Genomic DNA, 26999 nt, shown 5'->3' with positions numbered 1-26999 from the left:
TTTCTGTTTAGCGTTTGATGGCTTTCAAAATAACGAATTTGCTGTTCGACGCAACGACTTGTGCGTTGGCAAACAGGCGCTTGAGCTTGTTGTGATAATCCAGGTGACGGTTGCCTACTATCCAGAGTTCGCCGCCCTTGGGCAACACCCGATGGGCATCGCTGAACATCTGCCAGGCGATATGGTCGGTGATCGCCTGCAACTGGTGGAACGGCGGGTTGCAGAGGATCCGGTCCACCGAGCCGACCGCCACGCCGTCGAGACAGTTGTTGACCAGGAAGTGGGCGCGGGGCAGGACAGCCGGCAGATTGTGTTCGACGTTGAGCCGGGCCGAGGCGACCGCCATGTGGGACTCGTCGATGAAGGTCACCTCCACCTCGGCGTCCCGTGCCAGCAGGGAGAGCCCCAGCACGCCGTTGCCGCAACCCAGATCGATCACCTTGCGGGCGCTGTGGATCGGCAGGTTGTCCAGCATGAAGCGGGCGCCGATATCCAGGCTGGTACGTGAAAACACGTTGGCGTGGTTGTGGATGAGCATGTCGGTGCCCTCCAGCGGCCAGACCGTGGGAAAGGGATTGGTCAGCGCGGGCCGTTCAGCAGGCGTAGCGGCCGGGGTGCAGTGAATGAGGCGGGCCTTCTTCCAGGCCAGCGAGGTGCGGGTCGGTCCCAGGTATTTTTCAAACAGCGCCAGAGTGGAGCTGTGGATGTCTTTGGCCTTGCCGGCGGCGATGACGCGGGTGGCGGGGGTGGCCACCTGGCGCAGGGCCAGCAGTTGCTGCTCCAGCAGCGCCTGATATTTGGAGACCTTGATCACCACCAGTGCGGGGGCATCGGGCAGGGGGGCCAGTGCATCCTGCAGGCGGATGGCATGGGGATCCAGGCCGTTCTCCGCGAGGTTGGCCAGGGTGGCCCGCTCGCTGATATGGGAGTCGGTCACGCAGACAGGGGAATGGCCGTGCAGGTAGGCGGCCAGCGCGCCGAAGCCATCGTTCATGATGATGACCGGGCCGTCGCGCTCGAGAGGCTCCTCGGCCAGGGTGTTGATCAGGTACTCGTCTGCGGCGTCCCAGGCCTGCAACGGATCCTGGAGCTGGCGTGGATAGCGATACAGGGTCAGGCGACAATGGGCCGTGTCGAGAAGGGTTTGCATAGGCGAAGTGTCCAGCTGATTCATGTAACGGGCGCCGACGGGGCGCAAAGTGGCGCTATTCTAGCGGGGGCGGAGAATTTCACCAGTCCCGGCCGCCACGGCAGCGGGGGAAAAGCGTGTCATTTTCCCGTTCTGGACGATTTCGTCATCCGGCCAACCCTGGCTACAATGGCCGGACATCCACTTTGGGAGTTTTGCTCGTGACCATGCAACAACAGATCGAGGCCAAGCTGGCCGCCGCCTTGTCCCCCAGCCATCTGGAAGTGATCAACGAAAGCTACATGCACCGGGTGGCGCCGGGCTCCGAGAGCCACTTCAAGGTGGTGGTGGTGAGCCAGGCGTTTGAAGGACAGCGGCTGCTGGGGCGTCATCGTCAGGTCAACGGAGTGCTGGCCGAAGAGTTGGCGGGGGCCATTCATGCATTGGCGCTGCATACCTATACCGAGCAGGAGTGGCAACAGCGGGAGCAGGCACCGACCACCCCCAGCTGCGTCAGTAAAAACGGCCTCTCCTAAGGCTATTGACGAATTGATTACTCAATCTGCGACTAGTTAACAATTCATAAACGTTTTCCGGTGGCGTCCCTGGCTGTGGAACGGGACGCCAACCTCCCGCCCTGACATCAAGATTTCTAATCCTTTTTTGAACATAAAAACCATTACCCATTTTTGGGTAATAATGGCTAACTCGAAGCCGCGCCTGAGGTTTCGTGAAAAAAAGCCGCGTGATTAAATTTCGATGATTTTGTGATAGAGCGGGGATTTTCCCCATTTTGCATGGCAGGCAACTCGCCATAAGTGGTAAACTCAGGCGCTTTTGAATGACCCTGTATGTTGCTGATTTGTTTGTTTCTTAGACATCATCCCGCAACATCAACGGGCTCATTCAACAACTCGTCGTGATGTATTTCTCGGCGCTAACCAACCTGTCTTCCCTTAACGGTAGTGCAAGTGAGTATGATTACAATTAAAAGAGGACTGGACATCCCCGTGCTGGGTGCTCCGGAGCAAGTAATCTACGATGGCCCGGCCATCACCCGTGTTGCTACACTCGGCGAAGAGTTCGTGGGGATGCGTCCTACTATGTTTGTCAAAGTAGGTGATCGCGTCATTAAAGGTCAGGAGCTCTTCGAAGATAAGAAGAATCCCGGCGTTAAATTCACGGCCCCCGCCACCGGTGTGGTTTCAGAGATCAACCGGGGTGCCAAGCGCATTCTGCAATCCGTTGTCATCGATATCGATGGGTCCGACGAGCAGGTGACCTTCGAGCACTTTGCGTCTGCCGAGCTGGCCAAGCTCGAGCGCAGCAAGGTGCAAGAGATCCTGGTCGCGTCCGGCCAATGGACCGCGTTGCGTACCCGCCCGTTCAGCAAGGTGCCGGCCGTGGGTTCCACCCCTCGCGCCATCTTCGTCACCGCCATGGACACCAACCCGCTGGCTGCCAGTGCGGAGCTGATCATCAAGGAACAGGCCCAGGCTTTCCTCGACGGTCTGGCCGTGCTGACTCGTCTGACCGATGGCACCGTCTACGTCTGCAAGGGCGAGGCGAGCCTGCCGCACGCTTCCCTGGCGCAAGTCAAGGAAGAGGTGTTCGTCGGCCCGCACCCTGCCGGTCTGCCCGGTACCCACATCCACTTCCTGGACCCGGTCGGTGCCAAGAAGGTGCAGTGGCACATCAACTATCAGGATGTGATCGCCTACGGCAAGCTGTTCACCACCGGTCAGATCTTTACCGACAAGGTGATCGCGCTGGCCGGCCCGAACGTGGTCAAACCGCGTCTGCTGCGTACCCGCATGGGTGCCTGCATCAGCCAGCTGACCAACAACGAGCTGCGTGCGGACGAGAATCGCATCATCTCCGGTTCCCTGCTGAGCGGTGCCAAGGCCGAAGGGGTACATGACTACCTGGGTCGCTACCACAATCAGGTCAGCGTACTGGGTGAAGGTCGCGAGAAAGAGTTCCTGGGTTGGGTCAATCCCAGCGCCAGCAAGTTCTCCATCACCCGTACCACCCTCTCTCACCTGATGAAGGGCAAACTCATCAACTTCACTACCACCACCAACGGTAGTGATCGCTCCATGGTGCCTATCGGCAACTATGAGCGCGTGATGCCGCTCGACATCCTGCCGACCCTGCTGCTGCGGGATCTGGTCTCCGGCGACACCGATAATGCGCAAGCACTCGGCTGTCTGGAGCTGGATGAGGAAGATCTGGCGCTCTGTACCTTCGTCTGCCCCGGCAAGACCGAGTACGGCCCAGTCTTGCGTGAGTGCCTGACCAAGATCGAACTGGAAGGTTAAGCGATGAGTTTCAAGCAACTTCTTGAAAATATGGAACATCACTTCGAGCCGGGTGGCAAGTACGCCAAGTACTATGCCCTGTTCGAAGCGGCGTACACCCTGTTTTATACCCCGGGTTCCGTGACCCGCAATGCCGCCCACGTCCGTGATGCGATCGATCTGAAGCGCATGATGATCATGGTGTGGCTGGCCGTGTTCCCGGCCATGTTCTGGGGCATGTACAACGTCGGCAACCAATCCATCGCCGCCATCGCCCATCTGGGCACGGCTGCCGGTGCCGACACCTGGCAATACACCATCGCCACCCTGCTGGGTGCTTCGCTGGATCCGGCCGTCGCCGGCATCGGCAGCAAGATGCTGATCGGTGCTGCCCACTTCCTGCCCATCTACCTGACCGTGTTCCTGGTCGGTGGCTTCTGGGAAGTGCTGTTCGCCATGGTGCGCAAGCACGAGATCAACGAAGGCTTCTTCGTGACCTCCATCCTGTTCGCGCTGATCGTGCCGCCCGAGCTGCCCTTGTGGCAAGCTGCCCTGGGTATCACCTTCGGTGTGGTGCTGGCCAAGGAAGTGTTCGGTGGTACCGGCAAGAACTTCCTGAACCCGGCGCTGGCGGGTCGTGCCTTCCTGTTCTTCGCCTATCCGGGCCAGATCTCCGGTGATGCGGTCTGGGTTGCCGTCGACGGCTACTCGGGTGCCACCGCGCTGAGCCAATGGGCCCAGGGCGGCCAGATGGCGCTGATCAACGGTGCCACCGGCCAGACCATCAGCTGGATGGACGCCTTCCTTGGCAACCTGCCCGGTTCCATCGGTGAAGTCTCCACCCTGATGATCCTCATCGGTGCGGCCATGATCGTCTACATGCGGATCGCCTCCTGGCGCATCATCGCCGGCGTGATGATCGGCATGGTAGCGACCTCCCTGCTGTTCAACGTCATCGGTTCCGATACCAACCCCATGTTCAACATGCCGTGGCACTGGCATCTGGTGCTGGGCGGCTTCGCCTTTGGTATGGCCTTCATGGCGACCGATCCGGTCTCCGCTGCCTTCACCAACAAGGGCAAGTGGTGGTATGGCGCCCTGATCGGGGTGATGGTGGTGCTGATCCGGGTGGTGAACCCCGCCTTCCCGGAAGGCATGATGCTGGCCATTCTGTTTGCCAACCTGTTTGCCCCCTTGTTTGACCATTTCGTGGCGCAGGCGAACATCAAGCGGAGGATCGCTCGTGGCGTTTAATAAAGACTCTACTGTCGGCACCCTCACCATAGTGACCGGTCTGTGCCTGGTCTGCTCCATCGTGGTCTCCGTGGCCGCCGTGGGACTGCGTCCGGCCCAGCTGGAAAACCGGGCGCTGGACAAGCAAAGCAACATTCTGTCCGTCGCCGGTGTCGACATCAGCAGCGTGGCCAAGCGCGATCTGGCCCAGCTGTACGGTGACAAGATTGAAGCGCGTCTGGTTGACTTGACGACCGGTGAGTTCGTTGACGGTGATGCCGACAACTTCGATACCAAGCTGGCGGCAAAAGACCCGGCCAAGAGCATTCGTCTGGCCCCGGCCGACGACAAGGCCGGCCTGCGTCAAATCTCCAAACTGATCCCGGTGTTCTTCGCGAAAGATGCCGAGGGCAAGGTCGACAACATCATCCTGCCGATCTACGGCCAGGGTCTGTGGTCCACCATGTACGCCTTCGTGGCGGTCGCGGCCGATGGCCAGACCATCAAGGGCATCACCTACTATGACCACGGTGAAACCCCGGGTCTGGGCGGCGAGATCGAAAACCCGGCCTGGCGCGAACTGTTCGTCGGCAAGAAGCTGTTCGATCAGGATGGCATGCCGGCACTGCGGGTGATCAAGGGTCATGCTCCGGCTGGTTCCGAGCATGAGATCGACGGCCTGTCCGGCGCGACCCTGACCGGTAACGGCGTACAGCATACCTTCGACTTCTGGATGGGTCCCGAGGGCTTCGGTCCTTTCCTGGCCAAGGTTCGTGCAGGAGAAATCAACAATGGCTGACAAGAGCGAAATGAAAAAGTTGCTGTTGACGCCTGTGCTCGGCAACAACCCCATTGCACTGCAGGTGCTGGGGGTCTGTTCCGCGCTGGCCGTTACCAGCCAGATGAAGACGGCGTTCGTGATGACGCTGGCCGTTACCGCGGTCACCGCCTTCTCCAACCTGTTCATCTCCCTGATCCGCAACCAGATCCCGAACAGCGTGCGGATCATCGCCCAGATGGCGGTGATTGCCTCGCTGGTTATCGTGGTTGACCAGGTGCTCAAGGCGTATGCCTACGACATCTCCAAGCAGCTGTCGGTGTTCGTCGGCCTCATCATCACCAACTGTATCGTGATGGGTCGTGCCGAAGCCTATGCCATGAAGAGTGCCCCGCTGCCCTCCTTCCTGGACGGTATCGGCAACGGCCTGGGTTATGGCGCCGTGCTGCTGACCGTGGCCACCGTGCGTGAAATCCTGGGCTCCGGTACCTGGTTTGGCATCGAACTGCTGCCGCTGGTGAACAATGGTGGCTGGTATGTGCCCAACGGCCTGCTGCTGCTGCCGCCGAGTGCGTTCTTCATCATTGGTCTGATCATCTGGGGCGTGCGCACCAAGGATCCCAAGCAGGTGGAGGCGAAGGATTAAGGTATGGAACACTATATCAGTCTGTTGATTCGCTCGATCTTCATCGAGAACCTGGCGCTCTCCTTCTTCCTGGGGATGTGTACCTTCCTGGCGGTGTCCAAGAAGGTCAAGACCGCCATGGGCCTAGGGATCGCCGTTATCGTGGTTCAGACCGTGGCCGTCCCGGCCAACAACCTGATCTACAACTACGTCCTCAAGGACGGTGCCCTGGTTTCCGGCCTGGACTTAAGCTTCCTGAGCTTCATCACCTTCATCGGGGTGATTGCGGCACTGGTGCAGATCCTGGAGATGGCGCTGGACAAGTACTTCCCGGCTCTCTACAACGCGCTCGGTATCTTCCTGCCGCTCATCACAGTGAACTGCGCCATCTTCGGTGGCGTCTCCTTCATGGTGCAGCGTGACTACAACTTCGTTGAGTCCGTGGTCTATGGCGTGGGTTCGGGTGCCGGCTGGATGCTTGCCATCGTCGCGATGGCGGGGATCCGCGAGAAGATGAAGTATTCCGATGTTCCAGAAGGCCTGCGTGGCCTGGGCATCACCTTCATCACTGCGGGTCTGATGGCGCTGGGCTTCATGTCCTTCTCTGGTATTTCCCTGTAATCGGAAAGGAAATATAGATGGAAATTATTCTGGGTGTGGTCATGTTCACCGTGATCCTGCTGGCCTTGGTGGCAGTCATTCTGTTCGCCAAGTCCAAGCTGGTGACCGCCGGTGACGTGACAATCAGCATCAACGGCGACCCGGCCAAGGCTGTGACCAGCCCGGCGGGTGGCAAGCTGCTCGGCGTGCTGGCCGGCAGCGGTATCTTCGTCTCCTCCGCCTGCGGCGGTGGCGGCTCCTGTGGTCAGTGCAAGGTACGGGTGAAATCCGGTGGCGGCGATATCCTGCCGACCGAGCTGGATCACATCAGCAAGGGCGAAGCCCGTCACGGCGAGCGTCTGGCCTGTCAGGTCACCGTTCGTTCCGACATGGACATCGAACTGCCGGAAGAGATCTTCGGGGTGAAGAAGTGGGACTGTACCGTCATCTCCAATGACAACAAGGCCACCTTCATCAAGGAGCTCAAGCTGCAGATCCCGGATGGCGAGAGCGTACCGTTCCGCGCCGGTGGTTATATCCAGATCGAAGCGCCGGCTCACCACGTGCAGTACAAGAACTTCGATATTCCCGAGGAGTATCGTGGTGACTGGGATCGCTTCAAGATCTTCGAGCTGGAGTCCAAGGTCAACGAGCCGATCATCCGTGCCTACTCCATGGCCAACTATCCGGAAGAGTTCGGCATCATCATGCTGAACGTGCGGATCGCGACCCCGCCGCCGAGCAACTGGACTGCCCCTCCCGGCCAGATGTCCTCCTACATCTTCAGCCTGAAGGCTGGCGACAAGGTGACCATCTCCGGTCCGTTCGGCGAGTTCTTCGCTAAGGACACCGATGCCGAGATGGTGTTCATCGGTGGTGGTGCCGGTATGGCGCCGATGCGTTCCCACATCTTCGATCAGCTGCGCCGTCTGAAGACCAAGCGCAAGATGAGCTTCTGGTACGGTGCCCGTTCCAAGCGCGAGATGTTCTATGTCGAAGACTTCGACATGCTGCAGGCCGAGAACGACAACTTCCAGTGGCACGTCGCCCTGTCGGATCCGCAACCGGAAGACAACTGGGACGGCTACACCGGCTTCATCCACAACGTGCTGTTCGAGAACTATCTCAAGAACCACGAGGCGCCGGAAGATTGCGAGTTCTACATGTGTGGGCCTCCCGTCATGAACGCTGCCGTCATCAACATGCTGAAAAACCTAGGTGTTGAAGACGAAAACATCCTGCTGGATGACTTTGGTGGTTAATAAATGCACAGTGTTGTAAAGACCTGGCTAGCCTTCGGGCTAGCCTTTTTCTTGACTGGGTGCGGTCAGGAACAAACGGTCCAATCGAAGCCGGAGATCCACATCACCGGCAGCACCATGGGTACCTATTACTCCATCAAGGTGGCGGACAGCGTCATCACGGATCCCGCCAAGTTCCAGGCCGAAGTCGATGTACTGCTGGAACGGGTCAACGATCAGATGTCGACCTACCGCCCCGATTCCGAGCTGTCGCGCTTCAACCAGCATCGCGGCTCGACGCCGGTGGTGGTCTCCCGCGATACCGCGCGGGTGGTGACCGAGGCCATTCACATTGGCCGTGAGAGCCGCGGGGCGCTGGACGTCACCGTCGGCCCCTTGGTCAATCTGTGGGGCTTCGGGCCCGATGCCAGGCCGACCAAGATGCCTTCCGACGAGCTGATCACCCAGACCCGCCAGAAGACCGGGCTCGGCAATCTGCACGTGATCACCTCGGCCGATGCCGATACCCTGCAAAAGGACATCCCGGATCTCTACGTGGATCTCTCCGCCATCGCCAAGGGCTTTGGGGTCGACAAGGTGGCCGAGTATCTGGAGTCCATGGGCTCGCGCAACTATCTGGTGGAGATCGGTGGCGAGCTGCGGATCAACGGTGTCAACGGCAAGGGGCACCCCTGGCGAGTCGCCATCGAGAAGCCCACCGCCAACGCCGGTTCGGTGCAGGAAGTGATCGTGGCCGGTGACAACGGGGTGGCTACCTCGGGCGAGTACCGCAACTATTACGAGCTGGACGGCAAGCGCTTCTCCCACACCATCGATCCCATGACCGGCAAGCCGATCCAGCATCGGATGGTGTCGGTGACCGTCATTCACCCCTCCTGCATGACCGCAGACGGGTTGGCGACCGTGTTCATGGTGCTCGGGCCCGAGAAGAGCCTGGCTTATGCCAAGGAGCGGGGCTTGGCTATCTTCGTGATCACCAAGACGGATGATGGCTTCGAGGAGTTCTACTCCGATGCCTTCAAACAGTATCTGGTTAGAAAATAAGGGGCGGTAACATGCAGATTTTTTTGATCACCTTCGGGGTATTTCTGGCGGTAGTGGTGGCCATGGCCATCGGTTACATCTTCCAGAAGAAGACCATCTCCGGCTCCTGCGGCGGGCTCGGCAGCATAGGTATCGAAAAAGAGTGTGATTGCCCGGAACCCTGTGACAACCGCAAGAAGAAGATGGCCAAGGAAGAGGCCCGTCGCAAGATGCTGGCGGAGAACCGGATCATCTGAGCGGACAGGGCGCCGAGTCGTACTCGACCCCGTGCCGGATAACCGACGGGCTGACCTGATGGTCAGCCCGTTATTTTTTGCAAAAGACTCAGTAGTCATATTGCTGGCAGGCTTTCTTTTTGAACTCAGCCCGCCAGCGTGCCAGCTCCTCCCGGGTGCCCAGCTCGTCGCCCTGTTTGATGGCCTGTTCCAGCGCCGCGATGCGGTCATACAGCCAGCTGCACTCGGCGGTCGGGTTGTCCTTGCTGCTGCCCGGCTGTGCCAGCAGGCAGAGCCCCAATCCCAGCCAACCTATCTTCATCTCACCCTCCTTGCATGATGCGCTAACCAATGGTGCCTTAAGAGTCTATATCTGACCCTCATTTCATGCCGATGGCAGAAATGGCAGCACTGGGTTAGCATAGGCAGGTTACCTGTTTATTCGTACAGTGGTATGCGCAAGATCATTCACATCGACATGGACTGCTTCTATGCCGCGGTAGAGATGCGGGACAACCCGGCCCTGCGCGAGGTGCCGCTGGCCATCGGCGGCTCGGCTGACAGGCGCGGCGTCATCTCGACCTGCAACTATGTGGCGCGCCGCTTCGGGGTGCGCTCCGCCATGCCGAGCGCTCTGGCTCGCAAGCTCTGCCCGCCGCTGGTGCTCATTCCCGGTCGGATGGCGGTCTACAAGGAGGTTTCCCGTCAGCTGCGGGCCATCTTCCTGCGCTACACCGAGCAGGTGGAGCCGCTCTCCCTCGATGAGGCCTATCTCGATGTGACGATGAGCCCCTGCTGTGGTGGCAGTGCCACCCTGATGGCCCGCGAGATCCGCGCCGCGATCAATACCGAGCTGGGGCTGACCGGCTCGGCCGGGGTGGCGCCGAACAAGTTTCTGGCCAAGCTCGCCTCCGAGCAGCGCAAGCCGGATGGACTGTTCGTGATCCGCCCGCAGGAGGTGGATGAGTTCGTGCGCCAGCTGCCGCTTGGCAAGTTGCCCGGCATCGGCCGCAAGACCGCGGACCGGCTGGAGTCGCTCGGCCTTTACTCCTGCGAAGATGCCCGCCAGCTCGGCAATGAGGAGCTGATCGCCCGTTTCGGCAAGCTCGGGGAGATGCTGGCCGGGCGGATCTGGGGCCACGACGAGCAGCCGGTGCAGGCCCAGCGGGTGCGCAAGACCATCGGGGTGGAGACGACGCTCGCCAGCGACGTGCTGGATGAGGCCGCCTGCTGGCAGGTGCTCCGCCAGCTCATCCCCGAGCTGGAGCAGCGTTTCTCGGTCAGCCACGGCAAGGAGCAGCTGATGGGGCAGGGGATCAAGCTCAAGTTCGCCGATTTTCAGCAGACCACCGTCTACCGGCGCGGCGGTTACCAGCCGGAGCGGTTTCACGATCTGCTGCACGAAGGCTTGCTGCGGGCGCAGGGCAAACCCATTCGGCTACTGGGATTGGTGGTCGGCCTGCCCGCAGCCGGCGAAGTGAACCAACTTGCCCTGGATTTAGCGTGATAAGGTTAAGTTTTTGTTTCTAAAACCGATACACTGATCACATCTGTAAAAAGCTAGGAAATGGTGGCATGAGTTCTCTTTCTGTTCAGGGGCGGATCACCCTGATCGCCGGTTGTTGTTTGGTGGCCAGTGCCGGAGCCTTGGTGGCCTCTTCCCTCTTCAGTGCTGCCAACATGCAGGATCAGGTGCTGACCTCCACCACGGCGGAAGCCCAGAGTGCGGCCGAAAACTGGATGAAGGCGATGGGTTCCGAGCAGGCGGCCAAGGTGACCAGCTATCTGGACGAGGCCTACTTCCGGGCCACCCTACTGGGGCAGGGGATCCTGTTCCAGCGCAAGAATGCGGCCGACAATTTCGGCTCCTCCGAAACGCTGCGCACCGCCGTCAATCAGCAACTGCACGACGCGGCCGCCTCCTCTGACAACCTGCTCGGCGTCTATGCGGTGTTCGAGCCGGATCAGCTCGACGGTGAAGACAGCAATTATCACGGCTCCAGTGCGCTGGGCTCCAACGATCAGGGCCGCTTCTCCACCTACTGGGCGCGGGTCGACGGCAAGATAGAACCCGAGGTGCAAAACGAATCCGTGCTGGCGGACCAGAGCCCGACGGCGGCCGGCGGAGTGGAGAACGAGTGGTATCGCTGCAGCATCCGCAGCAAGGCGCTCTGTCTGCTGGAACCTTACCTCGATGATGTGGGCTCGCAGAAGGTGTTGATGACCTCGGTGACCGTGCCCCTGCTGGAGCAAGAGAAGCTGCTCGGCATGGTGGGCGTGGATATCTCGCTGACCGCGCTGCAGAGCCTGGTCAAGGAGATGGATCAGGAGCTCTACGAGGGGCAGGGCAAGGTGCTGCTGGTCAGCAGCCAGGGCCGTGTCGCCGGCGTGGACGGTTTTGATGTCACCCTGGGCAGCCCGCTCGGCCAGCAGTATCAGACCCTGGCCGGCGAGCTGCTGGGCTGGCTGGGTCAGGGACAGGTCAGCAGCCGCTGGAGTCCTGACGGCACCCTGCTGCAGACTTTCGTGCCGGTCAAGATGCGGGGCACCGAGCAGAAATGGGGCATCTACATCGAACTGCCGCGCAGCGTGGTGCTGGCGTCGGCCCTCCAGCTGCAGGACGAGCTCTCCGGTCAGGCCAGCCGCAGCGTGATGACCCAGCTGCTCATCGGCGGCCTCATCTCGGCGGTCGCGCTGATCTGCATCTGGCTGATGGCCCACCAGATAGTGGCCCCCATCCGCGCCGTGGTGGCCCGCCTCAAGGACATCGCCAGCGGCGAGGGGGACCTCACCCAGCGCATCGAGCTGCGCCGTGACGACGAGATTGGCGAGCTGGCCAAGTGGTTTAACAGCTTCCTCAACAAACTGCAGAGCACCATCAGCCAGGTCATCGATACCGTTGCTGGCACCCGGGCCAGCGCCGAACAGGCCGCCAGCGTTGCCGAGCGTACCAGTGCCGGCATGCAGGCCCAGTATCAGGAGGTGGATCTGGTGGCGACCGCGTTCGAGGAGCTGAGCGCCACCGCTCTGCAGGTAGCGGGCAATGCCAATTCGGCGGTGGCCGCGGCCAATCAGGCGGATACGGCGGCGCAGGAGGGCAAGTACGTGGTGGCGGATACCCAGGAGGCGATGCGCAAGCTGATGGCGGTGATCAGCGACGCCAAGCCGGTGGTGGAGCACCTGTCAGCCAACAGCGAGAACATCAACGACATTCTGGTGGTGATCCAGGGGATCGCCGAGCAGACCAACCTGCTGGCGCTCAATGCCGCCATCGAGGCGGCGCGGGCCGGTGAGCAGGGCCGTGGCTTTGCGGTGGTAGCGGACGAGGTGCGCAACCTGGCGGGTCGCACCCAGAACGCCATCGTCGAGATCCAGACCCTCATCGGCCAGCTGCAGTCCGGTACCGAGGCCGTGGTGAAGGCGATCATGACCGGCCACAGCCAGGCGGATCTGACGCTCACCAAGGTGGACTTGTCGGTCAGCGTGCTGGAGCAGATCATCCACGCGGTGGCGACCATCCATCAGATGAACGAGCAGATTGCCAGGGCGGCGCAGGAGCAGAGCGGGGTGGCGGACGAGATCAATCGCAACGTCAGCAACATTCGCGACGTGAGCCACACCATCCGTGCCGAGGCGGCCAGCTCCGCCGAAAACGGTCGCGAGTTGTCGGCGCTGGCCGACAAGCAGCAGCAACTGGTGGGGCAGTTCAAGGTATAGGGATAAGAAAAAAGGCGCCATCCAACCGGAGGCGCCAAACACATTCAGATGACAGACTGGGTTAAATCGGTCCGATTTAAACCCCTCTTCCCGCAGAGGAAGAAACACAACACCACAATCGCAGTCCAGTGACTCACAAAAATCACATGTAAACCAACATGGAAGAGAAAAAGTGAGCCATATGACAACGGATTGCGAAGCGAATTATGTTTATTCACTGGTCGACCCGCAACCGACAAATTATAATGCGGCCCATTAGAAAAACTCATCGTCGGCTGGTCTCATGTCTCGTCGTTTACCCCCGCTCAATGCACTGAAAGCATTCGAAGCCGCGGCTCGTCATTTAAGCTTCACCCGGGCTGCGGAAGAGCTTTTCGTGACCCAGGCCGCCATCAGTCACCAGATCAAGGCGCTGGAAGAGTACCTCGGCATCAAGCTGTTTCGCCGCAAGAACCGCTCCCTGCTGTTGACCGAGGAAGGGCAGGGCTACTTCCTCGACATCAAGGACATCTTCACCTCCATCTCGGAGGCGACCGACAAGCTGCTGGCGCGCAGCGCCAAGGGGGCGCTCACCGTCTCCCTGCAGCCGAGTTTCGCCATCCAGTGGCTGGTGCCCAGGCTGGTGAAGTTCAGCGAGCGCCACCCCGACATCGATGTGCGGATCAAGGCGGTGGACATGGACGAGGGCTCGCTCACCGACGATGTGGATGTGGCCATCTATTACGGCCGTGGCAACTGGCCTGGGCTACGCGCCGACAAGCTGCACACCGAGTATCTGATCCCGGTCTGTTCGCCGCTGCTGCTGACCGGCCCCAAGCCGCTGCGTACCCCGGACGATCTGACCCGCCACACCCTGCTGCACGACACCTCGCGCCGCGACTGGAAGGCCTGGTTTCGCCAGCTCGACATCGATGCGCCCAACGTCAATCAGGGGCCCATCTTCAGCCACTCCACCATGGTGATCCAGGCGGCCATTCACGGCCAGGGGGTGGCCCTTGGTCACAGCGTGCTGGCCCAGCCCGAAATAGAGGCCGGCCGCCTCATCTGCCCGTTCGAGCAGGTGCTGGTGAGCAAGAACGCCTTCTATCTGGTGTGCCAGGAGCAGCAGTCCGATCAGGGCAAGATAGTAGCCTTCCGCGACTGGATGCTGGAGCTGGTGGAGCAGGAGGAGGCCCGTCGCCGGGCACGGCTGGCCGATGCATGAGGTGATCCGGGAGGGGGCTGTCGATGCCCCTGTCCGCATTCTGCTGGCCCATGGCGCCGGCGCGGGCATGGAGCATGCCTTTCTGGCCGAGTTGTCGCGCCTGCTGGCCGGGCCGGACATCGAGGTGGTGCGCTTCAACTTCCCCTACATGAGCAAGCGTGCGCTGGATGGCAAACGCAGACCACCGGACAGGCAACCCGTGCTGCTGGCGCACTGGCGCCAGATGGCGAAGGAGTTTGCTCATCCCCGGCTGTTTCTGGCCGGCAAGTCGATGGGCGGGCGGATGGCGGCCGAACTCTATCAGGATGGCGAGGACGAGATGAATGCTGCAGGATTGCTCATTCTCGGGTATCCTTTCCACCCCCCGGCCAACCCCGACCGCTGGCGGGGTGACGTGCTCAAGCAGATCAAGACGCCGACCCTGCTGTTGCAGGGGGAGCGCGATACTTTCGGCACCCGTGCCGAACTGGCTGATTTTCCCTTCTCACCCGCCGTATCGGTCCATTGGCTGACCGATGGTGATCATGGCTTCAAACCGCGCAAGAGCAGCGGGGTGAGCGAGCAGGAGAACCTGCGGCAGGCGGCCGGGCAGATCAAGAACTTCATCGCGACCATCCCGACGTAAACGTGAGGATGGGAAGCGGAACGACGAGGAGGCAAGGGATGCAATTCCATCGACATTGGCTGGTGCTGGCGGGCGTGTTCGGCCTGACGGCAACCGTGCTGGGGGCCTACGGTGCCCATGGTCTGGCGGCCAGCGGGATCGAGCCTTCACGTCTGGCGGCGTTCAATACCGCCGTGCAGTATCAGTTTTTCCACGCCCTGGCCCTGTTGGTGCTGGGGTGGTGCGGTGTGCGCAGCAAGGTCATCACCTTTGCCGGCACCGCCTTCGTGCTGGGGATCCTGGGATTCTCCGGCAGTATTTATGCCATGGTGCTGCTCGGCAGCAAGGGGCTGGGGCTGATTACCCCGGCCGGTGGCCTCTGTTTTATGTTGGGATGGGCGGCTCTGATATGGGCTGGCTGTCGTCTTGGAGGAAAAAATGAATAATCTGCTGCTTTATTGCCGCCCCGGTTTTGAGAAAGAGGCGGCGGCAGAGATCACCGAGCGTGCCAGTAACATGCAGTGCTACGGTTTCGCCCGGGTCAAGGACGACAGCGGTTACGTGATATTCGAGCTGTATGACGAGGAGCAGGCCGATCTGCTGGCGCGCAAGTTGCCGTTCAGAGAGCTCATCTTCATTCGCCAGATGCTGGTGGTGACCCATGAGCTGAAGGATCTGGATCTGTCGGATCGCATCACCCCCATCCTGGAGGCGACCCGCGAGTACGCCATCTGCGGCGATCTGCGGGTGGAAACCGCCGATACCAACGAGGCAAAAGAGCTGTCGGCCTTCTGCCGCAAGTTCACCGTGCCGCTGCGCCAGGCGCTGCGTGGCAACGAGTTGCTGACCAAGAAGGAGACGCCGCACCGGCCGGTGTTCCACGCCTTCTTCCTGGCCAATGATCACGTGTTGCTGGGTTACTCCTACTCCTTCAACAACTCCGAATTCCACATGGGCATCCCGCGTCTGCGCTGCCCGGCCGATGCCCCGAGCCGCTCCAGCCTTAAGCTGGAAGAGGCCTTCTACGTGTTCGTGCCGCGGGAAGAGTGGGACCTGCGCCTCACCTCCGGCATGAAGGCCGTCGACCTGGGCGCCTGCCCGGGTGGCTGGACCTATCAGCTGGTACGTCGCGGCATGATGGTGACGGCGGTGGACAACGGCATGATGGCCCAGTCCCTGATGGATACCGGTCAGGTCAAGCACATCCGCGATGATGGTTTCGTGTGGCGTCCGAGCAAGAAGAACACCTATTGGCTGGTGTGCGACATGGTGGACAAGCCGGCGCGGGTCACCCACATGATCGCCGACTGGTTCCGGGAGAGCGATTGCCAGGAGGCGATGTTCAACCTCAAGCTGCCGATGAAGAAGCGCTACGCCGAGGCAGTGCACAACATCGAGGTGCTGCGCGAGCTGCTCAAGGAGATCGACAATGCCTTCGTGATCCAGGCCAAGCAGCTCTATCACGATCGCGAAGAGATCACGGTGCACGTCTACAACAAGTACTGGGTTTCCAAGCTCTCCGCCAAGGAGTAATTGCTTAGCGGCAAACCACTGACCACGAGGCCGACAACCCACGGGTTGTCGGCCTTGTGATTTCAGCGCCATCAGAAACGGTAATCGAAACGCAGCGAGGATTCGCCGTCGGTGAGCTTGAGCTCGATGTCGAGCGGTATGGTGCGATCGGTCGGGCTGAACTCCAGCTTCACCCCGTTGCCGCGCAGCTTGATGGAGGTATTCATGCCGGCGGTCTTGAACTTGATCCTGGGTTTGTGCTGCTCGAAGGAGAGGCTCACGCTCTTCTCGGCGGTCAGGTTCAGTTTCTGGTAGGGAGTGACCTGACTGTTGCCATCGCTGTCGGTCACGACATCCATCCCGAAGGAGAGCGGTTTGGGTGCCTTGAGCAGGTCGTTGGTATCCACGTTGGAGCGCCAGACCTGGCTGGCCTGCTGGGAAGAGGGGGGCAATTGCGGCCAGGCATTCTCGACCGGTCTGTCTACTGCCATGGCGTTGCTGCTGATGAGCAGCAGGGTAACGATAGCGCGCATAATGGATCTCCTTATCCCTTATCTATTGAACATAGTAGCCAATCGACAAAGGGGGGAGAGCGCCGCGAGATAAAACAAAGGGAGCCGAAGCTCCCTTTTAAAATCAATATCTTGGGTGTTATTGCAAACGGTCGATGATGGATTGGGTGAACTCGCTGGTGGAAGCGGTGCCCCCCAGATCCCGGGTCACCCGGTCGCCTGATTCGATGGTGGCGCGTACCGCCTCACGGATCCGTTCGGCCTTGTCCTGCATGCCCAGATACTCCAGCATCTGGATGGAGGCGAGGATCACCGAGGTCGGGTTGGCGATGTTCTTGCCGGCGATATCCGGCGCCGAGCCGTGCACCGCTTCGAAGATGGCGGCGCCATCGCCGATATTGGCGCCAGGCGCCATTCCTAAGCCCCCCACCAGACCGGCACACAGGTCCGACAGGATGTCGCCGAACAGGTTGGTGGTGACCATGACGTCGAAGCGCTCCGGGTACATCACCAGGTTCATGCAGGCGGCATCGACGATCATCTCTTCGCTCTGGATGTCCGGGTAGCGGCTGGCCACTTCACGGGCCACTTCCAGGAACAGGCCGGAGGTGGACTTGAGGATGTTGGCCTTGTGGATGATGGTGACTTTCTTGCGTCCTTCCTGGCGCGCCAGCTCGAAGGCGAACTTGACGATGCGTTCCGCCCCTTCGCGGGTGATGATGCTCATCGCCTCGGCGCTCTTGTTGTCGTCGCTGCGCTTCTGACCGGCGCCCGAATACATGCCTTCGGTGTTCTCGCGTACCGTGATGATGTCGATGTTGTCGTAACGGCTGCGGGTCCCCTTGAAGGAGAGCACCGGGCGGACGTTGGCGTAGAGGTTGAATTTCTTGCGCAGGGAGACGTTGATGGAGGTGAAGCCACCGCCGACCGGAGTGGTGAGCGGGCCCTTCAGGCTGACCTTGTTCTTCTCGATGAGATCCAGCGTCGCCTGGGGCAGCAGCTCGCCGTGCTTCTCCAGCGCCACCAGGCCGGCGTCTGCGTATTCGTATTCGAAGTCACAACCGGCGTGGGTCAGGATCTGGATGGCGGATTCGATGATGCTGGGGCCGATGCCGTCGCCCGGGATGACGGTAATTTTTCTTTTTGACATGAGACGTATCCACTTCTAGGGAACAGAGGGGGAGGATTCGGCGGTTTTATACCATTTCTACACCTAACCCTCCATGTTTCTTTACATTCTATCTGTTTTTGTCAACAGCGAGAGTGAGTCCGGTCATGGTTGGCGGTTTCGCTTTATCAGGCTTCGGGAGCCGGTGGGTAGCGGATCTCCCGCAGGTTGAAGCCGAGCGGAATGTCCCGCTGCAGGCGCACCAGCCGTTGGGCCAGCAGGGCCTCATCCTGGTGCTGGCGCAGCTTGAGCAGCGCCTTGGCGGCGTCTTCCTGCTGGCAGGCCGCCAGCAGGCTGGCCAGATCGCCGTATTGCTGCAGCAGCTGGGTGGCGGTCTTGGGGCCGATGCCGGGCACCCCCTTGATGTTGGAGCCGCCGATGCCGGTGAGAGCCCAGAAATCCACCAGTTGCGTCGGCGCCACCCCGTACTGTTGCTCGACGAAGGCGGCATCCAGCCAGCGCTTGTTGAAGTAGTCGCGGATCTGGATCTGCGGGCAGATGAGCTGGCAGAACCCCTTGTCGGTGGAGATGATGGTGGCTCTGGCACCGTGCTGGGCAATGCCGCTGGCGAGGGTGGCGATGAGATCATCTGCCTCGTCGGTCTGGGAGAGCAGGGCGTCCACGCCGCACTCCCAGAACGCATCCTGCAACTCGTTCAAACCCTCGCGCAGCTCGGTCGGCATGGGGGTTCGCCCCTCCTTGTACGCCGGGTAGACCTCTTTGCGCCAGCTGTGCACCTCGCCGTCAAACACCGCGATGACGTGGGTCGGCTCACTGGCGGCCAGCAGCTTGCGGCAGGTGTTGATGAGGTTGGCACGGGTGGCGATCAACGCCTGGGCCGGGGTCAGCGCCTGCTGGGCCTGAACCGCGTGCAGCCGGCGAATGAGATTGAGGGCATCGATGATGAGCAGGTGTGGCCTTGGGTTTGACATGGGGCACTCTTGGCAGTCGGGACGCCCCATTGTAACAAACCAGCGGGCTCGATGGGGGATTGATGGCCGCGGGCATCCCCTGCGACAAAAAAGGGGCGCCATGCGCCCCTCGTTTCAGCTGTGCTGTCCGTCAGCGCACGATTTCATAGCAGGGCACATACTGGCTGCCCGGCAGCTTCATACGTTGCTGCTTGACGAAGCTCTCCAGCAGTTTGTCCATCAGGTGCATCAGCTCCTTGTCGCCGTGCAGCTTGAAGGGGCCCTTCTTCTCGATGGCGCGGATGCCCCCTTCCTTGACGTTGCCGGCGACGATGCCGGAGAAGGCACGGCGCAGGTTGGCCGCCAGCAGCTGGGGCGGCTGGTTGCGGTGAAGGTCGAGGCTGGCCATGTTGGCGTGATCCGGCTCGAACGGCAGCTGGAACTCCGGCTCGATCTTGAGCGACCAGTTGAAGGAGTAGGCATCGCCGACCGATTTGCGGTATTCGCGGATCTTCGGCATCGCCTCTTTCATGACCCGGGCCACTTCCGGAGCATCGCCGACGATGATCCGGTAGAGGCTGGTGGCCGGCTCGCCCAGGGTCGCCTTGACGAAGTCGTCGATGGCGCGGAAGTAATCGGCGCTCTCCTTCGGGCCGGTCAGGATGATCGGCATGGGCTGCCGCTCGTTGGCCGGGTGCATCATGATGCCTAGCAGGTAGAGCAGCTCTTCGGCGGTACCAACCCCGCCCGGGAAGATGATGATGCCGTGGCCGAGGCGCACGAAGGCCTCCAGCCGTTTCTCGATGTCCGGCAGGATCACCAGCTCGTTGACGATGGGGTTGGGCGGCTCGGCGGCGATGATGGAAGGCTCGGTGAGGCCGATGTAGCGGCCGTTGCGCACCCGCTGCTTGGCGTGGCCGACGGCGGCGCCCTTCATCGGGCCCTCCATGGCGCCCGGGCCGCAGCCGGTGCAGATGTTGAGCTCACGCAGGCCCAGTTCGCTGCCTACCGCGCGGGTGTACTGGTACTCGATCTCGTTGATGGAGTGACCGCCCCAGCAAACCACCAGATTGGGATCGGCGCCAGGCAGGATCGCCTTGGCGTTGCGCAGGATAGCGAACACCACGTTAGAGATGTGGGTGGAGCTGGTCAGGTTGACCAGCCGGTTCGACTCCAGCTGGGTCGACACGTAGAGGATGTCGCGCAGGACGGAGAACAGGTGCTCCTGAATGCCGCGGATGATCTCGCCATCGACGAAGGCGTGCTCGGGGGCGTTGAACAGCTCGAGCTTGACCCCGCGCTCGCGCCGGATCACATGAATATCGAAGGATTTGAAGCGCTCCAGTATCTCTTTGGAGCTGTCGGTATGGCTGCCGGAGTTGAGTACCGCCAGCGAGCAGTTGCGAAACAGTTGATAGATATCGCTGGAGGCGGTTTGCTTGAGGCGGTCCACCTCGAGCTGGGACAGCAAGTCCATGCTGCCGACTGGATTGATGTGCGTAATCATAGGTTCCCCTTTCACTCGCTTGTTATCGTTGTGCTTTTCCCTGGGGAGAAAACGGGATGCCCTGTGGCATCCCTTGAATTTGATAGTAGATGTAAGCGGTGGGGCAGGGGAATAGGGGAAAAGTGCGTTTGCTGCTTTTTTAGTCGCCGATCAGGCCAGATTGACCTGATCCCGACCCGAGTTCTTGGAGCTGTAGAGCGCCTTGTCAGCCCGCTCGAATGCGTCCGTGGTGTGATCCCCTTCCCTAAACAGGGTGGCACCGATGGAGATGGTGATCTCGACCCTGGCATCCCGAAAACGGAACGGAATGCTCTTGATGGTCTGGCGCAAGGTCTCCAGTGGCTTCTGGAACTTGTCCGGGTTGATGTTCGGCAGCAGCACCACGAACTCCTCGCCGCCGAAGCGGGCGATGAAGTCGGTGTCGCGCAGGGCCCCCTGCAGCGCCTTGGCAACCACCTTCAACGCCTTGTCACCAGCCATGTGGCCGTAGTTGTCGTTGATGTGCTTGAAGTGGTCGATGTCGATGATGGCCAGGCACAGCGGCGTGTTGTAACGCAGCCAGCGCTTGTATTCGAGCTCGAGTCGCTCGTCGAGGGCCGCCCGGTTGTGCACCTGGGTCAGGCTGTCGAGGAACAGCTTGTGTTTCTGGATGGTGAGCCGCTTCTTGTATTCGGCGGTCTCCTCCTTCATCAGCCGCAGCTTGGCCTCCATGGTGGAGAGGCGGGTCAGCAGGTGGCGCTCGCGGGCGGCCATGGCCTCCCTGTCCTGCAGCAGCAGGTTGATGGCCCCCATGTGACCGGAGATGGCCCCCTTGAGGTCATCAAGGGTGTCATGGCTGGCCAGGGTATGGTCTATGGCCTTCAGCTCCCTGTCGATGGCCTTGCGGGTATCCAGGGTGGCACTTTGCAGGGCGCGCCCCTCATCGAGGGATTCGGTGAAGCTGAAGTGGACCGCCGAGAGGCTCTCGTTGAGGGTGCTGAGAAACGCCTGGGAGGCTTTGCGCTCCTCGCGGGTACCCTCGATAATGAGCTCGATCACCTGCAGGCAGATCTCCGCCAGCAGGGGAGGGGTGATGCCATTGAGCAGCTGGCGGCGAATGTCCGCCAGGCTCTCGCCGACGGCGCCGGCAAAGTCGAGTTCGGTGATGAGCCGCTGCAGCTCGTCGGCGATGTGAGCGTGCACCTTGACGTCAAAGGGGGCGCCCGGCTCCGGCGTGGCTAGGTCGGTGGCCGTTTCTGCCTGGTTGCCGGCGGGTGTGCTCTGGGCCAGCAAGGGCTGGGTGGGCAGCAGCTGGATCTTGATGGCCTGCTGGTAGAACTCCAGCAGCCGGATCACCTTCTTCTGGTGATCGCCGATGCCATAGCCATCCGGGCTTGCCAGAAACTCCTTGAGGGATTTGCGGGTCTCATCAGGAAAGCCTTTGAGAGCCTTGAGCTGTTTGCTGCCGAGCTCGATGGCGGACTTGGTCAGGGAGATGGACTCTTCCAGCGCGTTGCCGTGCTGCTGCAGCAGCTTCTCGATGACGGCGAGGTCGGCATCGAGGGAGGAGAGCGGCGGGTTGCCATCGAGTTTCTGCTTGAGCTTGGCAAGCTTGTTGTCCAGCTCGCGATCGTGGCCGCGACAGGCCTGCATCAGCTTGGCGATGAACTGGATGCTGCGGGCGCGTTCGGTGTCGGAGAAAGAGACGACGCCGTCCAGCTCCAGCTGCTTTTGCTGAAGGGATTCCCTGAGTCTGGCCAATTGTCCGGCTACGGCAGCGATATCATTCATTATTCAGGTCGCCCTGTTGTCATTATCGTTGTTGTGTTGGATAGCAACAGCGGTCGAACCCAGTTCCAGACCCAGTTGACTATCTATTCGTCATTGATCAACCGGCGCTTTCGTCCGTGAAAGTCGAAGCCAATTAACCCATTGCTTTTCATGAGAAGAATTTACTTTTACCAGTCCCTTGTCAATTGCCATCAAGCAGCATTGCCACACATCCCCATTAAAAAATGCGGCCTGCTGGCAATCGATGGCGGCCAGCTCCAGCCAGACGCTTTGCTGGTGTTTTTCGCTGAGCTGAATGGCTCCTGCCAGGGCCAGATAACAGAGGTCGAACAGGCCGTGATGATCGAGGGCGGTGGCCGCCTTGGGCAGGAAGGGGTGGCTGACGATGCCGAGGCTGATGTGGCGATCGAGCGGGTGCTGGCAGGGGAATTCGGCCAGTGCCGCGAGCAGTTCGCGGGCCAGTCGGTGCAGGTCTTCCACATGGCGCTGGGGCACCACATAGAGCAGGTGGCCTTCACGCAGGTCGTAGATGCGGCCATCCTGCGGGGTGAGGCCGTTGACGTAGGCGCCGAAGGCCTGCTCTATCTCGCGACTCACCTGATAACCGTGCTGTTCCAGGCTGTTGACCAGGAAGGGCACCCGAAACAGCAGGTAATGCAACTTGTCGTCGAACTCGCTGGTGGGCAGCTCGCTTAAATACCAGCGCTCGGATTTTTGCTGGCGCTTGGCCATCTCCCGCGGCCAGCGGCTCATCAGTCGCTGCCAGTTGGCCAGCCCGGTGCGTGGCTCGAGCAGCAGCGCCTCGCCCAGCTGTTTGCCCTGCAGACGGGCGACCCGCAGCTTGAGCCAGAGGGTGAAGAACAGATAGATGAACAGGGTCAGCAACAGACCGGTCACCACGCTCGACCAGAGGTAGCGATCCTGCTGATGCTTGCTGGTGCTCAGCTGCTGCTGCAGCTCCTTGATCTGCTGCTCCCGCTCCACCTGGGCGTAGTTGTCGCGGATCGCCTCCTGCTCCAGATCGACCTGCTGCTGGCGGACCTGCTCGCTGCGCTGGTGGAAATTCTTGTAGCTGTCCAGCGCCTGCTGCAGATAGCCCTTCTGCTCGTAGGCCGCCGAGAGCAGGCGGAAGATCTCGAACTGGCGCTGGGCGTCGCCGATCTGGTTGGCCAGTGCCAGCGCGTTTTCCAGCTGCAGGATGGCGATGCCCGCCTCCTTCTGCTTGAGGTGCAGCTCACCCAGCAGCAGCAGGGTGTCGATCAGCGGCTCCTTGTCGTCCCCCAGCTCGTGGGACTGGCGGGCCGCGGTGAGGTAGTTGCGGGCCAGGGTCAGGTTGCCGGTTTCCAGATAGGTTTTGCCTATCTCGTACTTGAGGTGGGCGATGCGGGTGCGGTTGTTGCCCTCGTCCAGCAGATCCAGGGCATTGAAGAAGTAGACCAGCGCCATGTTCATCTCGCCCTGTTCCCGGTTGAGGCGGGCCAGCACGATGAGGGCGTCGCTCAGCAGGGAGGGATTGCCGAGGGCATGGAAGTAGTTGGCCGCCTCGTTGGCGTATTGCAGCGCCTTCTGCGGCTCCTGCTCCTCCTGATAGAGGTTCACTATCTGGTTAGACAGCAGGCCGAGAAACAGTGGATCCTGCAACCCTCTGGCCTGCTGCTGGGCATCGATGTAGTCGCCCAGCGAGAGCTGGGGCTGCTTGAGGGCGTGGTAGAGGTCGCCGCTCACCGCGCTGACCCAGGCGCTGGCCAGCGGATTCTTGGTCTGATCCGCCCAGCGGCGAGCTTCGGCCAGCTGACGCTTGGCCTCGTCGAACTGGTGCGCCTCTATGCTGGCGTTGGTGCGCAGCAGCCGGCTGTAAACCTGCAGCTGGCTCTCTTTCAGGCTGGGGGTACTGAGCAGGGTCTCCAGCTGACCGAGCAGGCCGCCGCTGGCGCCGTGGGAACGCTCCTGCAGGTTCTGGCTGCGGATCTTCAGATAGAGGCCGTGGGCCTGCAGCTCCAGTTGCTGCTCTTTGGCCGCCATGGCGATGCCCTGATCGAGGGATTTCTGCGCCGCCTGGAACTGGCCAAGCTGCAGCAGGCACTCCCCCTTGAGCAGGTGGGCACCGGTGGCCTGGGCGGCGGTGCCATAGCTCAGCAGCGGCTCCCGATAGCCGTACTCTTGGCGATTGCTGATGATTTGCTTGGGATTATTGGCCGTGCGGGTGAGGAAGGCGGAGGTGATCTGCACGCATCTGGCGGGATCGGTCAGCACCAGGGTCTGGGCCTGTTGCAGATCGATGGACAACTGCTCCTTGGCCAGATCCAGATCAGGAGCCGACAGGGAGGACATCATCATTGCCAGAAAAAACAGTTGATTCATTGGATTAAGGGCAGCACGGGAGTGAGGGCATGTTATCCAAGCCCGCCCCCGTGCGTCCAGAGTTTACTGACAGATTGCGCGCCGGCCCCGCGATCCGGGCCGTGGCAGCACTGCAGGCCCGGCGGGTTGACCGGTTATTGCCGGATCAGGCGCAGGTTGACCGGCACCACTTCCCAGTCGCTGCGAAACGGGTTGATGTCCAGGCCGCCGCGGCGGGTGTAGCGGGCGTAGACCGTCAGCTGGCTCGGGCGGCAGAAGTGCTTGAGATCGGTGAAGATCCGCTCGATACACTGCTCGTGGAATTCGTTGTGCTGGCGAAACGAGATGAGGTAGCGCAGCAGTTTTTCCCGGTCCAGCTGCGGGCCGCGATAGTGGATCACCACGGATCCCCAGTCCGGCTGGCTGGTCACCAGGCAGTTGGACTTGAGCAGGTGGCTGTGCAGGGTCTCCTCCACCTCCTGGCTGCCGGCCGCACCTTGCAGCAGGTCGGCATCGAACTCGTAACAGTCCACGGCGATGTCCTGCTCGTCGATGCACTCGCCCGGCAGGGCGGCAATGTGGTGCGGAGCCTGGGCCAGCGGGAACAGGGTGACGCTCACGTCGCTACCGGCACAGGCGCTCAAGTCCTTGACCAGCATGGCCTGCACCGCTTCCAGCGAGTCACAGCGGGTCTGGTTGAAGGAGTTGAGATAGAGCTTGAACGACTTGGATTCGATGAGGTTCGCGCTGGTGGCGGGCACCGAGACCTCGCCGACGGCGACCATGGGCTTGCCCTTGGCATTGAGCCAGGAGAGCTCGTACAGGGTCCAGACATCGCAACCCTGGAACGGCAGTTCGCCGCCAAGACCGAGGTCGTCGCGGTTCAGGCTGCGCGGCACCGGCTGCAGCAGGGCCGGGGTGTACTGGCTGATGTAGGCCGACTGTTGACCCAGGCTCAGCCCCTGCAGGGCGCTGGCTCCGGCGTATCTCTCTTGTTTGCTCATGTGTGCTGACTCGAACGTTGAATGGGCGATGGCAGAGCATGCGCCCGATGGGGGCGGCAAGGCGGGGAGCGCTGGCTGGCGATCCGCGCTGCACCTTGTCTGCTCATGGCTTTGATGGTGCAATAGCGAACTTTGGCAGCAATTGTGGGGAATTTCGATGTCGGATCAAGTCTTGTCTGCCCTGGAACACTTTTTTTTGCGCTGGCAGCGCGATGGCGAGGCGAGGCGAGGGCTGCCCCTGTGCGAGTGGGAGGCAGACTGGCGCTCCCCCTGCGAGCTGGATGAGTCCAAGGAGGGGCGGGTGGCCTGGCGCCCGCATCGGCGCGCCGAGCCCGCCGATTTCACGGCGATGAACGAGGCGCTCGAGCTGACCCTGCATCCGGCCGCGCAGGCCCTGTTTGGTGGCTGGTTCAGCCGCCCTGTGCCCTGCCTCTACAAGGGGTTGCGGCTCGAGTTTGTGCTGCCCTGGAACGAGGCGGATCTCGACTTGCTCAAGGAGAACCTCATCGGCCACCTGCTGATGCTGCGCAAGTTGAAGCGCTCACCCTCTTTGTTCATCGCCACCACCCGCAACGAGATGACACTGGTGTCGCTCGACAACGAGAGCGGGCAGGTGTGGCTGGAGTGGCTCGACTCGGGTCGCCGGTTGGTGCTGGCCCCCTCACTGCCGGCGTTCCTCGAGCGGCTGGAGACTTTGCCGCAATAAACGGCGTCAGTTGCAATGAAAAACGCCTTGCCGACCGGCAAGGCGTTTTTGTTTGGTTCACCGCCGGGCTCAGTCCTTGAAATCCCAGGAGAGGTTGGCGACCAGCCGGCAGGGATCGCACTTGAAGTCGAAGATCTCGTGCAAGGGTTCGGCCAGTGCCCACTCGCCGCCGCAGATCGGACAGGGGCGGGCTTTCTCCTCGGCCGCACTCCGGCCGCCCACCCGGTAGAGGTAGTAGTAGGTGGGGATGCCGGTGAGGGCTTCCAGCCGCTTGCCGAGATCGCTGCCACGGCGATGGAGCCGGCTGCCCACCTCACCGATTTCATGCAGCGCCGCATGCTCGGCAATGGAGCCGTTCATCTGCAGCTGATCGCACGCCTCCCAATCCTCTTGCCACTTGATGATCTGTTTTTGGTCGCCGTTGGCGACGGCCGGCAGCCGATAGAGCGGGATGGGGGCGAAGTGGTCACCGCAGCGCAGCGGCGAACAGGTGTGCAGGAAGCTGGTGTAGAGCAGCATCCAGCTGGGGCGCTCGCCATCATGGCCGCAAGGGTCGGTGCTGTCGGAGAGCAGATCTGCCCCCTGCAACTGGAGTTTGGGGGCGAGCAGCCCGGCCTGATTGAGCTGCTGCTCCGCCAGCTTGACCTGCTCGCTCTGGTTGTCCGGGTGCAGGCTGTCCTGCTCAGGGCAGACCACCCGGCTGACGAAATAGCCCTCGTGCATGCTGGTGGGGAACTCCCGGCCGAGGATCTGGCCCTGATAGCGCAGCATGTCGAGGTAGTTGACGATGGCCCGTTCGGCCTCGCCCAGCGAGGTGTCGCGATAGCACTCAAAGCAGAGTTCGACGATGTACATGGC

At 61.3% G+C, this 26999-nt stretch carries 26 protein-coding genes; 16 read left to right on the top strand and 10 right to left on the bottom strand.

Annotation, left to right across the window (positions count from 1 at the left end; all coding sequences use genetic code 11):
• Positions 1–7: 7 nt before the first annotated feature.
• On the bottom strand, positions 8–1150 hold the full coding sequence (locus PG881_RS09495; RefSeq protein ID WP_270799528.1) for a methyltransferase: 1143 nt from the start codon (positions 1148–1150) through the stop codon (positions 8–10).
• Between the two features lie 206 nt (positions 1151–1356).
• On the opposite strand from PG881_RS09495, the gene PG881_RS09490 reads away from it, so the two are divergent.
• From PG881_RS09490 to nqrM, 9 genes are all read left to right on the top strand, one after another.
• On the top strand, positions 1357–1665 hold the full coding sequence (locus tag PG881_RS09490; RefSeq protein WP_011705060.1) for a BolA family protein: 309 nt from the start codon (positions 1357–1359) through the stop codon (positions 1663–1665).
• A 441-nt stretch (positions 1666–2106) separates the two neighbouring features.
• A complete protein-coding gene (locus PG881_RS09485) occupies positions 2107–3450 on the top strand; it encodes a Na(+)-translocating NADH-quinone reductase subunit A (protein WP_011705061.1) in 1344 nt (447 codons plus the stop codon).
• 3 nt (positions 3451–3453) lie between these two features.
• Complete coding sequence (locus tag PG881_RS09480; protein WP_011705062.1) at positions 3454–4683, top strand: NADH:ubiquinone reductase (Na(+)-transporting) subunit B; 1230 nt, start codon at positions 3454–3456, stop codon at positions 4681–4683.
• Complete coding sequence (locus PG881_RS09475; RefSeq protein WP_270799526.1) at positions 4673–5461, top strand: Na(+)-translocating NADH-quinone reductase subunit C; 789 nt, start codon at positions 4673–4675, stop codon at positions 5459–5461. Before PG881_RS09480 ends, PG881_RS09475 begins: the two co-directional genes overlap by 11 nt.
• On the top strand, positions 5454–6086 hold the full coding sequence (locus tag PG881_RS09470) for an NADH:ubiquinone reductase (Na(+)-transporting) subunit D (protein WP_005303545.1): 633 nt from the start codon (positions 5454–5456) through the stop codon (positions 6084–6086). Before PG881_RS09475 ends, PG881_RS09470 begins: the two co-directional genes overlap by 8 nt.
• 3 nt (positions 6087–6089) lie before the next feature.
• The gene (gene nqrE, locus PG881_RS09465; protein WP_005303538.1) at positions 6090–6686 is read left to right on the top strand and encodes an NADH:ubiquinone reductase (Na(+)-transporting) subunit E; all 597 of its coding nucleotides are present in this window, start codon (positions 6090–6092) and stop codon (positions 6684–6686) included.
• Positions 6687–6703: 17 nt separating this feature from the next.
• Positions 6704–7927: an NADH:ubiquinone reductase (Na(+)-transporting) subunit F gene (gene nqrF / locus PG881_RS09460; RefSeq protein ID WP_011705064.1), complete on the top strand. Its 1224-nt coding sequence runs from the start codon at positions 6704–6706 to the stop codon at positions 7925–7927.
• Between the two features lie 3 nt (positions 7928–7930).
• Positions 7931–8971 (top strand): FAD:protein FMN transferase, encoded by a 1041-nt coding sequence (locus PG881_RS09455; RefSeq protein ID WP_270799524.1) that lies wholly within the window; start codon positions 7931–7933, stop codon positions 8969–8971.
• An 11-nt stretch (positions 8972–8982) separates the two neighbouring features.
• Positions 8983–9207: a (Na+)-NQR maturation NqrM gene (gene nqrM, locus PG881_RS09450; RefSeq protein WP_011705066.1), complete on the top strand. Its 225-nt coding sequence runs from the start codon at positions 8983–8985 to the stop codon at positions 9205–9207.
• 88 nt (positions 9208–9295) lie between these two features.
• Here the strand turns inward: nqrM and PG881_RS09445 are convergent, their stop codons facing one another.
• Entirely contained in the window at positions 9296–9508 is a 213-nt protein-coding gene (locus tag PG881_RS09445; RefSeq protein WP_029301604.1) for a hypothetical protein, read from the bottom strand.
• Positions 9509–9640: 132 nt separating this feature from the next.
• On the opposite strand from PG881_RS09445, the gene dinB reads away from it, so the two are divergent.
• The 6 genes from dinB (at position 9641) to rlmM (ending at position 16244) form a co-directional block, all read left to right on the top strand.
• Positions 9641–10693 carry a DNA polymerase IV gene (dinB, locus tag PG881_RS09440; protein ID WP_270799522.1) on the top strand — a complete coding sequence of 351 codons (1053 nt, stop codon included), beginning with the start codon at positions 9641–9643 and terminating at the stop codon, positions 10691–10693.
• 68 nt (positions 10694–10761) lie between these two features.
• Positions 10762–12903, top strand: a complete 2142-nt coding sequence (locus PG881_RS09435) for a methyl-accepting chemotaxis protein (RefSeq protein ID WP_270799519.1) — start codon at positions 10762–10764, stop codon at positions 12901–12903.
• Positions 12904–13186: 283 nt separating this feature from the next.
• A complete protein-coding gene (locus tag PG881_RS09430; RefSeq protein WP_005303519.1) occupies positions 13187–14107 on the top strand; it encodes a transcriptional regulator GcvA in 921 nt (306 codons plus the stop codon).
• On the top strand, positions 14100–14732 hold the full coding sequence (locus tag PG881_RS09425) for an alpha/beta fold hydrolase (RefSeq protein WP_257688779.1): 633 nt from the start codon (positions 14100–14102) through the stop codon (positions 14730–14732). Before PG881_RS09430 ends, PG881_RS09425 begins: the two co-directional genes overlap by 8 nt.
• 38 nt (positions 14733–14770) lie before the next feature.
• Positions 14771–15157, top strand: a complete 387-nt coding sequence (locus PG881_RS09420) for a DUF423 domain-containing protein (RefSeq protein ID WP_270799513.1) — start codon at positions 14771–14773, stop codon at positions 15155–15157.
• Entirely contained in the window at positions 15150–16244 is a 1095-nt protein-coding gene (rlmM, locus tag PG881_RS09415; RefSeq protein WP_270799510.1) for a 23S rRNA (cytidine(2498)-2'-O)-methyltransferase RlmM, read from the top strand. The genes PG881_RS09420 and rlmM overlap by 8 nt, the downstream gene beginning before the upstream one ends.
• 71 nt (positions 16245–16315) lie before the next feature.
• Here rlmM and PG881_RS09410 read toward each other — a convergent pair whose 3' ends face one another.
• The 7 genes from PG881_RS09410 to queF form a co-directional block, all read right to left on the bottom strand.
• Positions 16316–16756, bottom strand: coding sequence for a hypothetical protein (locus tag PG881_RS09410; RefSeq protein ID WP_011705073.1), 441 nt, complete (start codon positions 16754–16756; stop codon positions 16316–16318).
• Between the two features lie 118 nt (positions 16757–16874).
• Positions 16875–17885: an isocitrate dehydrogenase gene (locus PG881_RS09405; protein ID WP_252451394.1), complete on the bottom strand. Its 1011-nt coding sequence runs from the start codon at positions 17883–17885 to the stop codon at positions 16875–16877.
• 146 nt (positions 17886–18031) lie between these two features.
• Positions 18032–18835 carry a flap endonuclease Xni gene (gene xni, locus PG881_RS09400; RefSeq protein ID WP_162902007.1) on the bottom strand — a complete coding sequence of 268 codons (804 nt, stop codon included), beginning with the start codon at positions 18833–18835 and terminating at the stop codon, positions 18032–18034.
• A 130-nt stretch (positions 18836–18965) separates the two neighbouring features.
• Positions 18966–20321 carry a nucleotide 5'-monophosphate nucleosidase PpnN gene (gene ppnN, locus PG881_RS09395; protein ID WP_011705076.1) on the bottom strand — a complete coding sequence of 452 codons (1356 nt, stop codon included), beginning with the start codon at positions 20319–20321 and terminating at the stop codon, positions 18966–18968.
• Between the two features lie 150 nt (positions 20322–20471).
• Positions 20472–22091, bottom strand: coding sequence for a GGDEF domain-containing protein (locus tag PG881_RS09390; RefSeq protein ID WP_270799505.1), 1620 nt, complete (start codon positions 22089–22091; stop codon positions 20472–20474).
• Between the two features lie 90 nt (positions 22092–22181).
• Positions 22182–24452: a hypothetical protein gene (locus PG881_RS09385; RefSeq protein WP_017408616.1), complete on the bottom strand. Its 2271-nt coding sequence runs from the start codon at positions 24450–24452 to the stop codon at positions 22182–22184.
• Positions 24453–24586: 134 nt separating this feature from the next.
• A complete protein-coding gene (queF, locus tag PG881_RS09380) occupies positions 24587–25435 on the bottom strand; it encodes an NADPH-dependent 7-cyano-7-deazaguanine reductase QueF (protein WP_270799502.1) in 849 nt (282 codons plus the stop codon).
• A 157-nt stretch (positions 25436–25592) separates the two neighbouring features.
• On the opposite strand from queF, the gene syd reads away from it, so the two are divergent.
• Positions 25593–26141, top strand: a complete 549-nt coding sequence (gene syd / locus PG881_RS09375) for a SecY-interacting protein (protein ID WP_270799500.1) — start codon at positions 25593–25595, stop codon at positions 26139–26141.
• A 69-nt stretch (positions 26142–26210) separates the two neighbouring features.
• Here the strand turns inward: syd and PG881_RS09370 are convergent, their stop codons facing one another.
• Entirely contained in the window at positions 26211–26996 is a 786-nt protein-coding gene (locus PG881_RS09370; RefSeq protein ID WP_039212951.1) for a Zn-ribbon-containing protein, read from the bottom strand.
• Between the last annotated feature and the right edge of the window lie 3 nt (positions 26997–26999).

The organism is Aeromonas sp. QDB54, from assembly GCF_027707385.1.
Classification (GTDB): domain Bacteria; phylum Pseudomonadota; class Gammaproteobacteria; order Enterobacterales; family Aeromonadaceae; genus Aeromonas; species Aeromonas hydrophila.
Note: the sequence above shows the minus strand (reverse complement) of the source record. Positions and strands in the feature narration are given on the sequence as shown.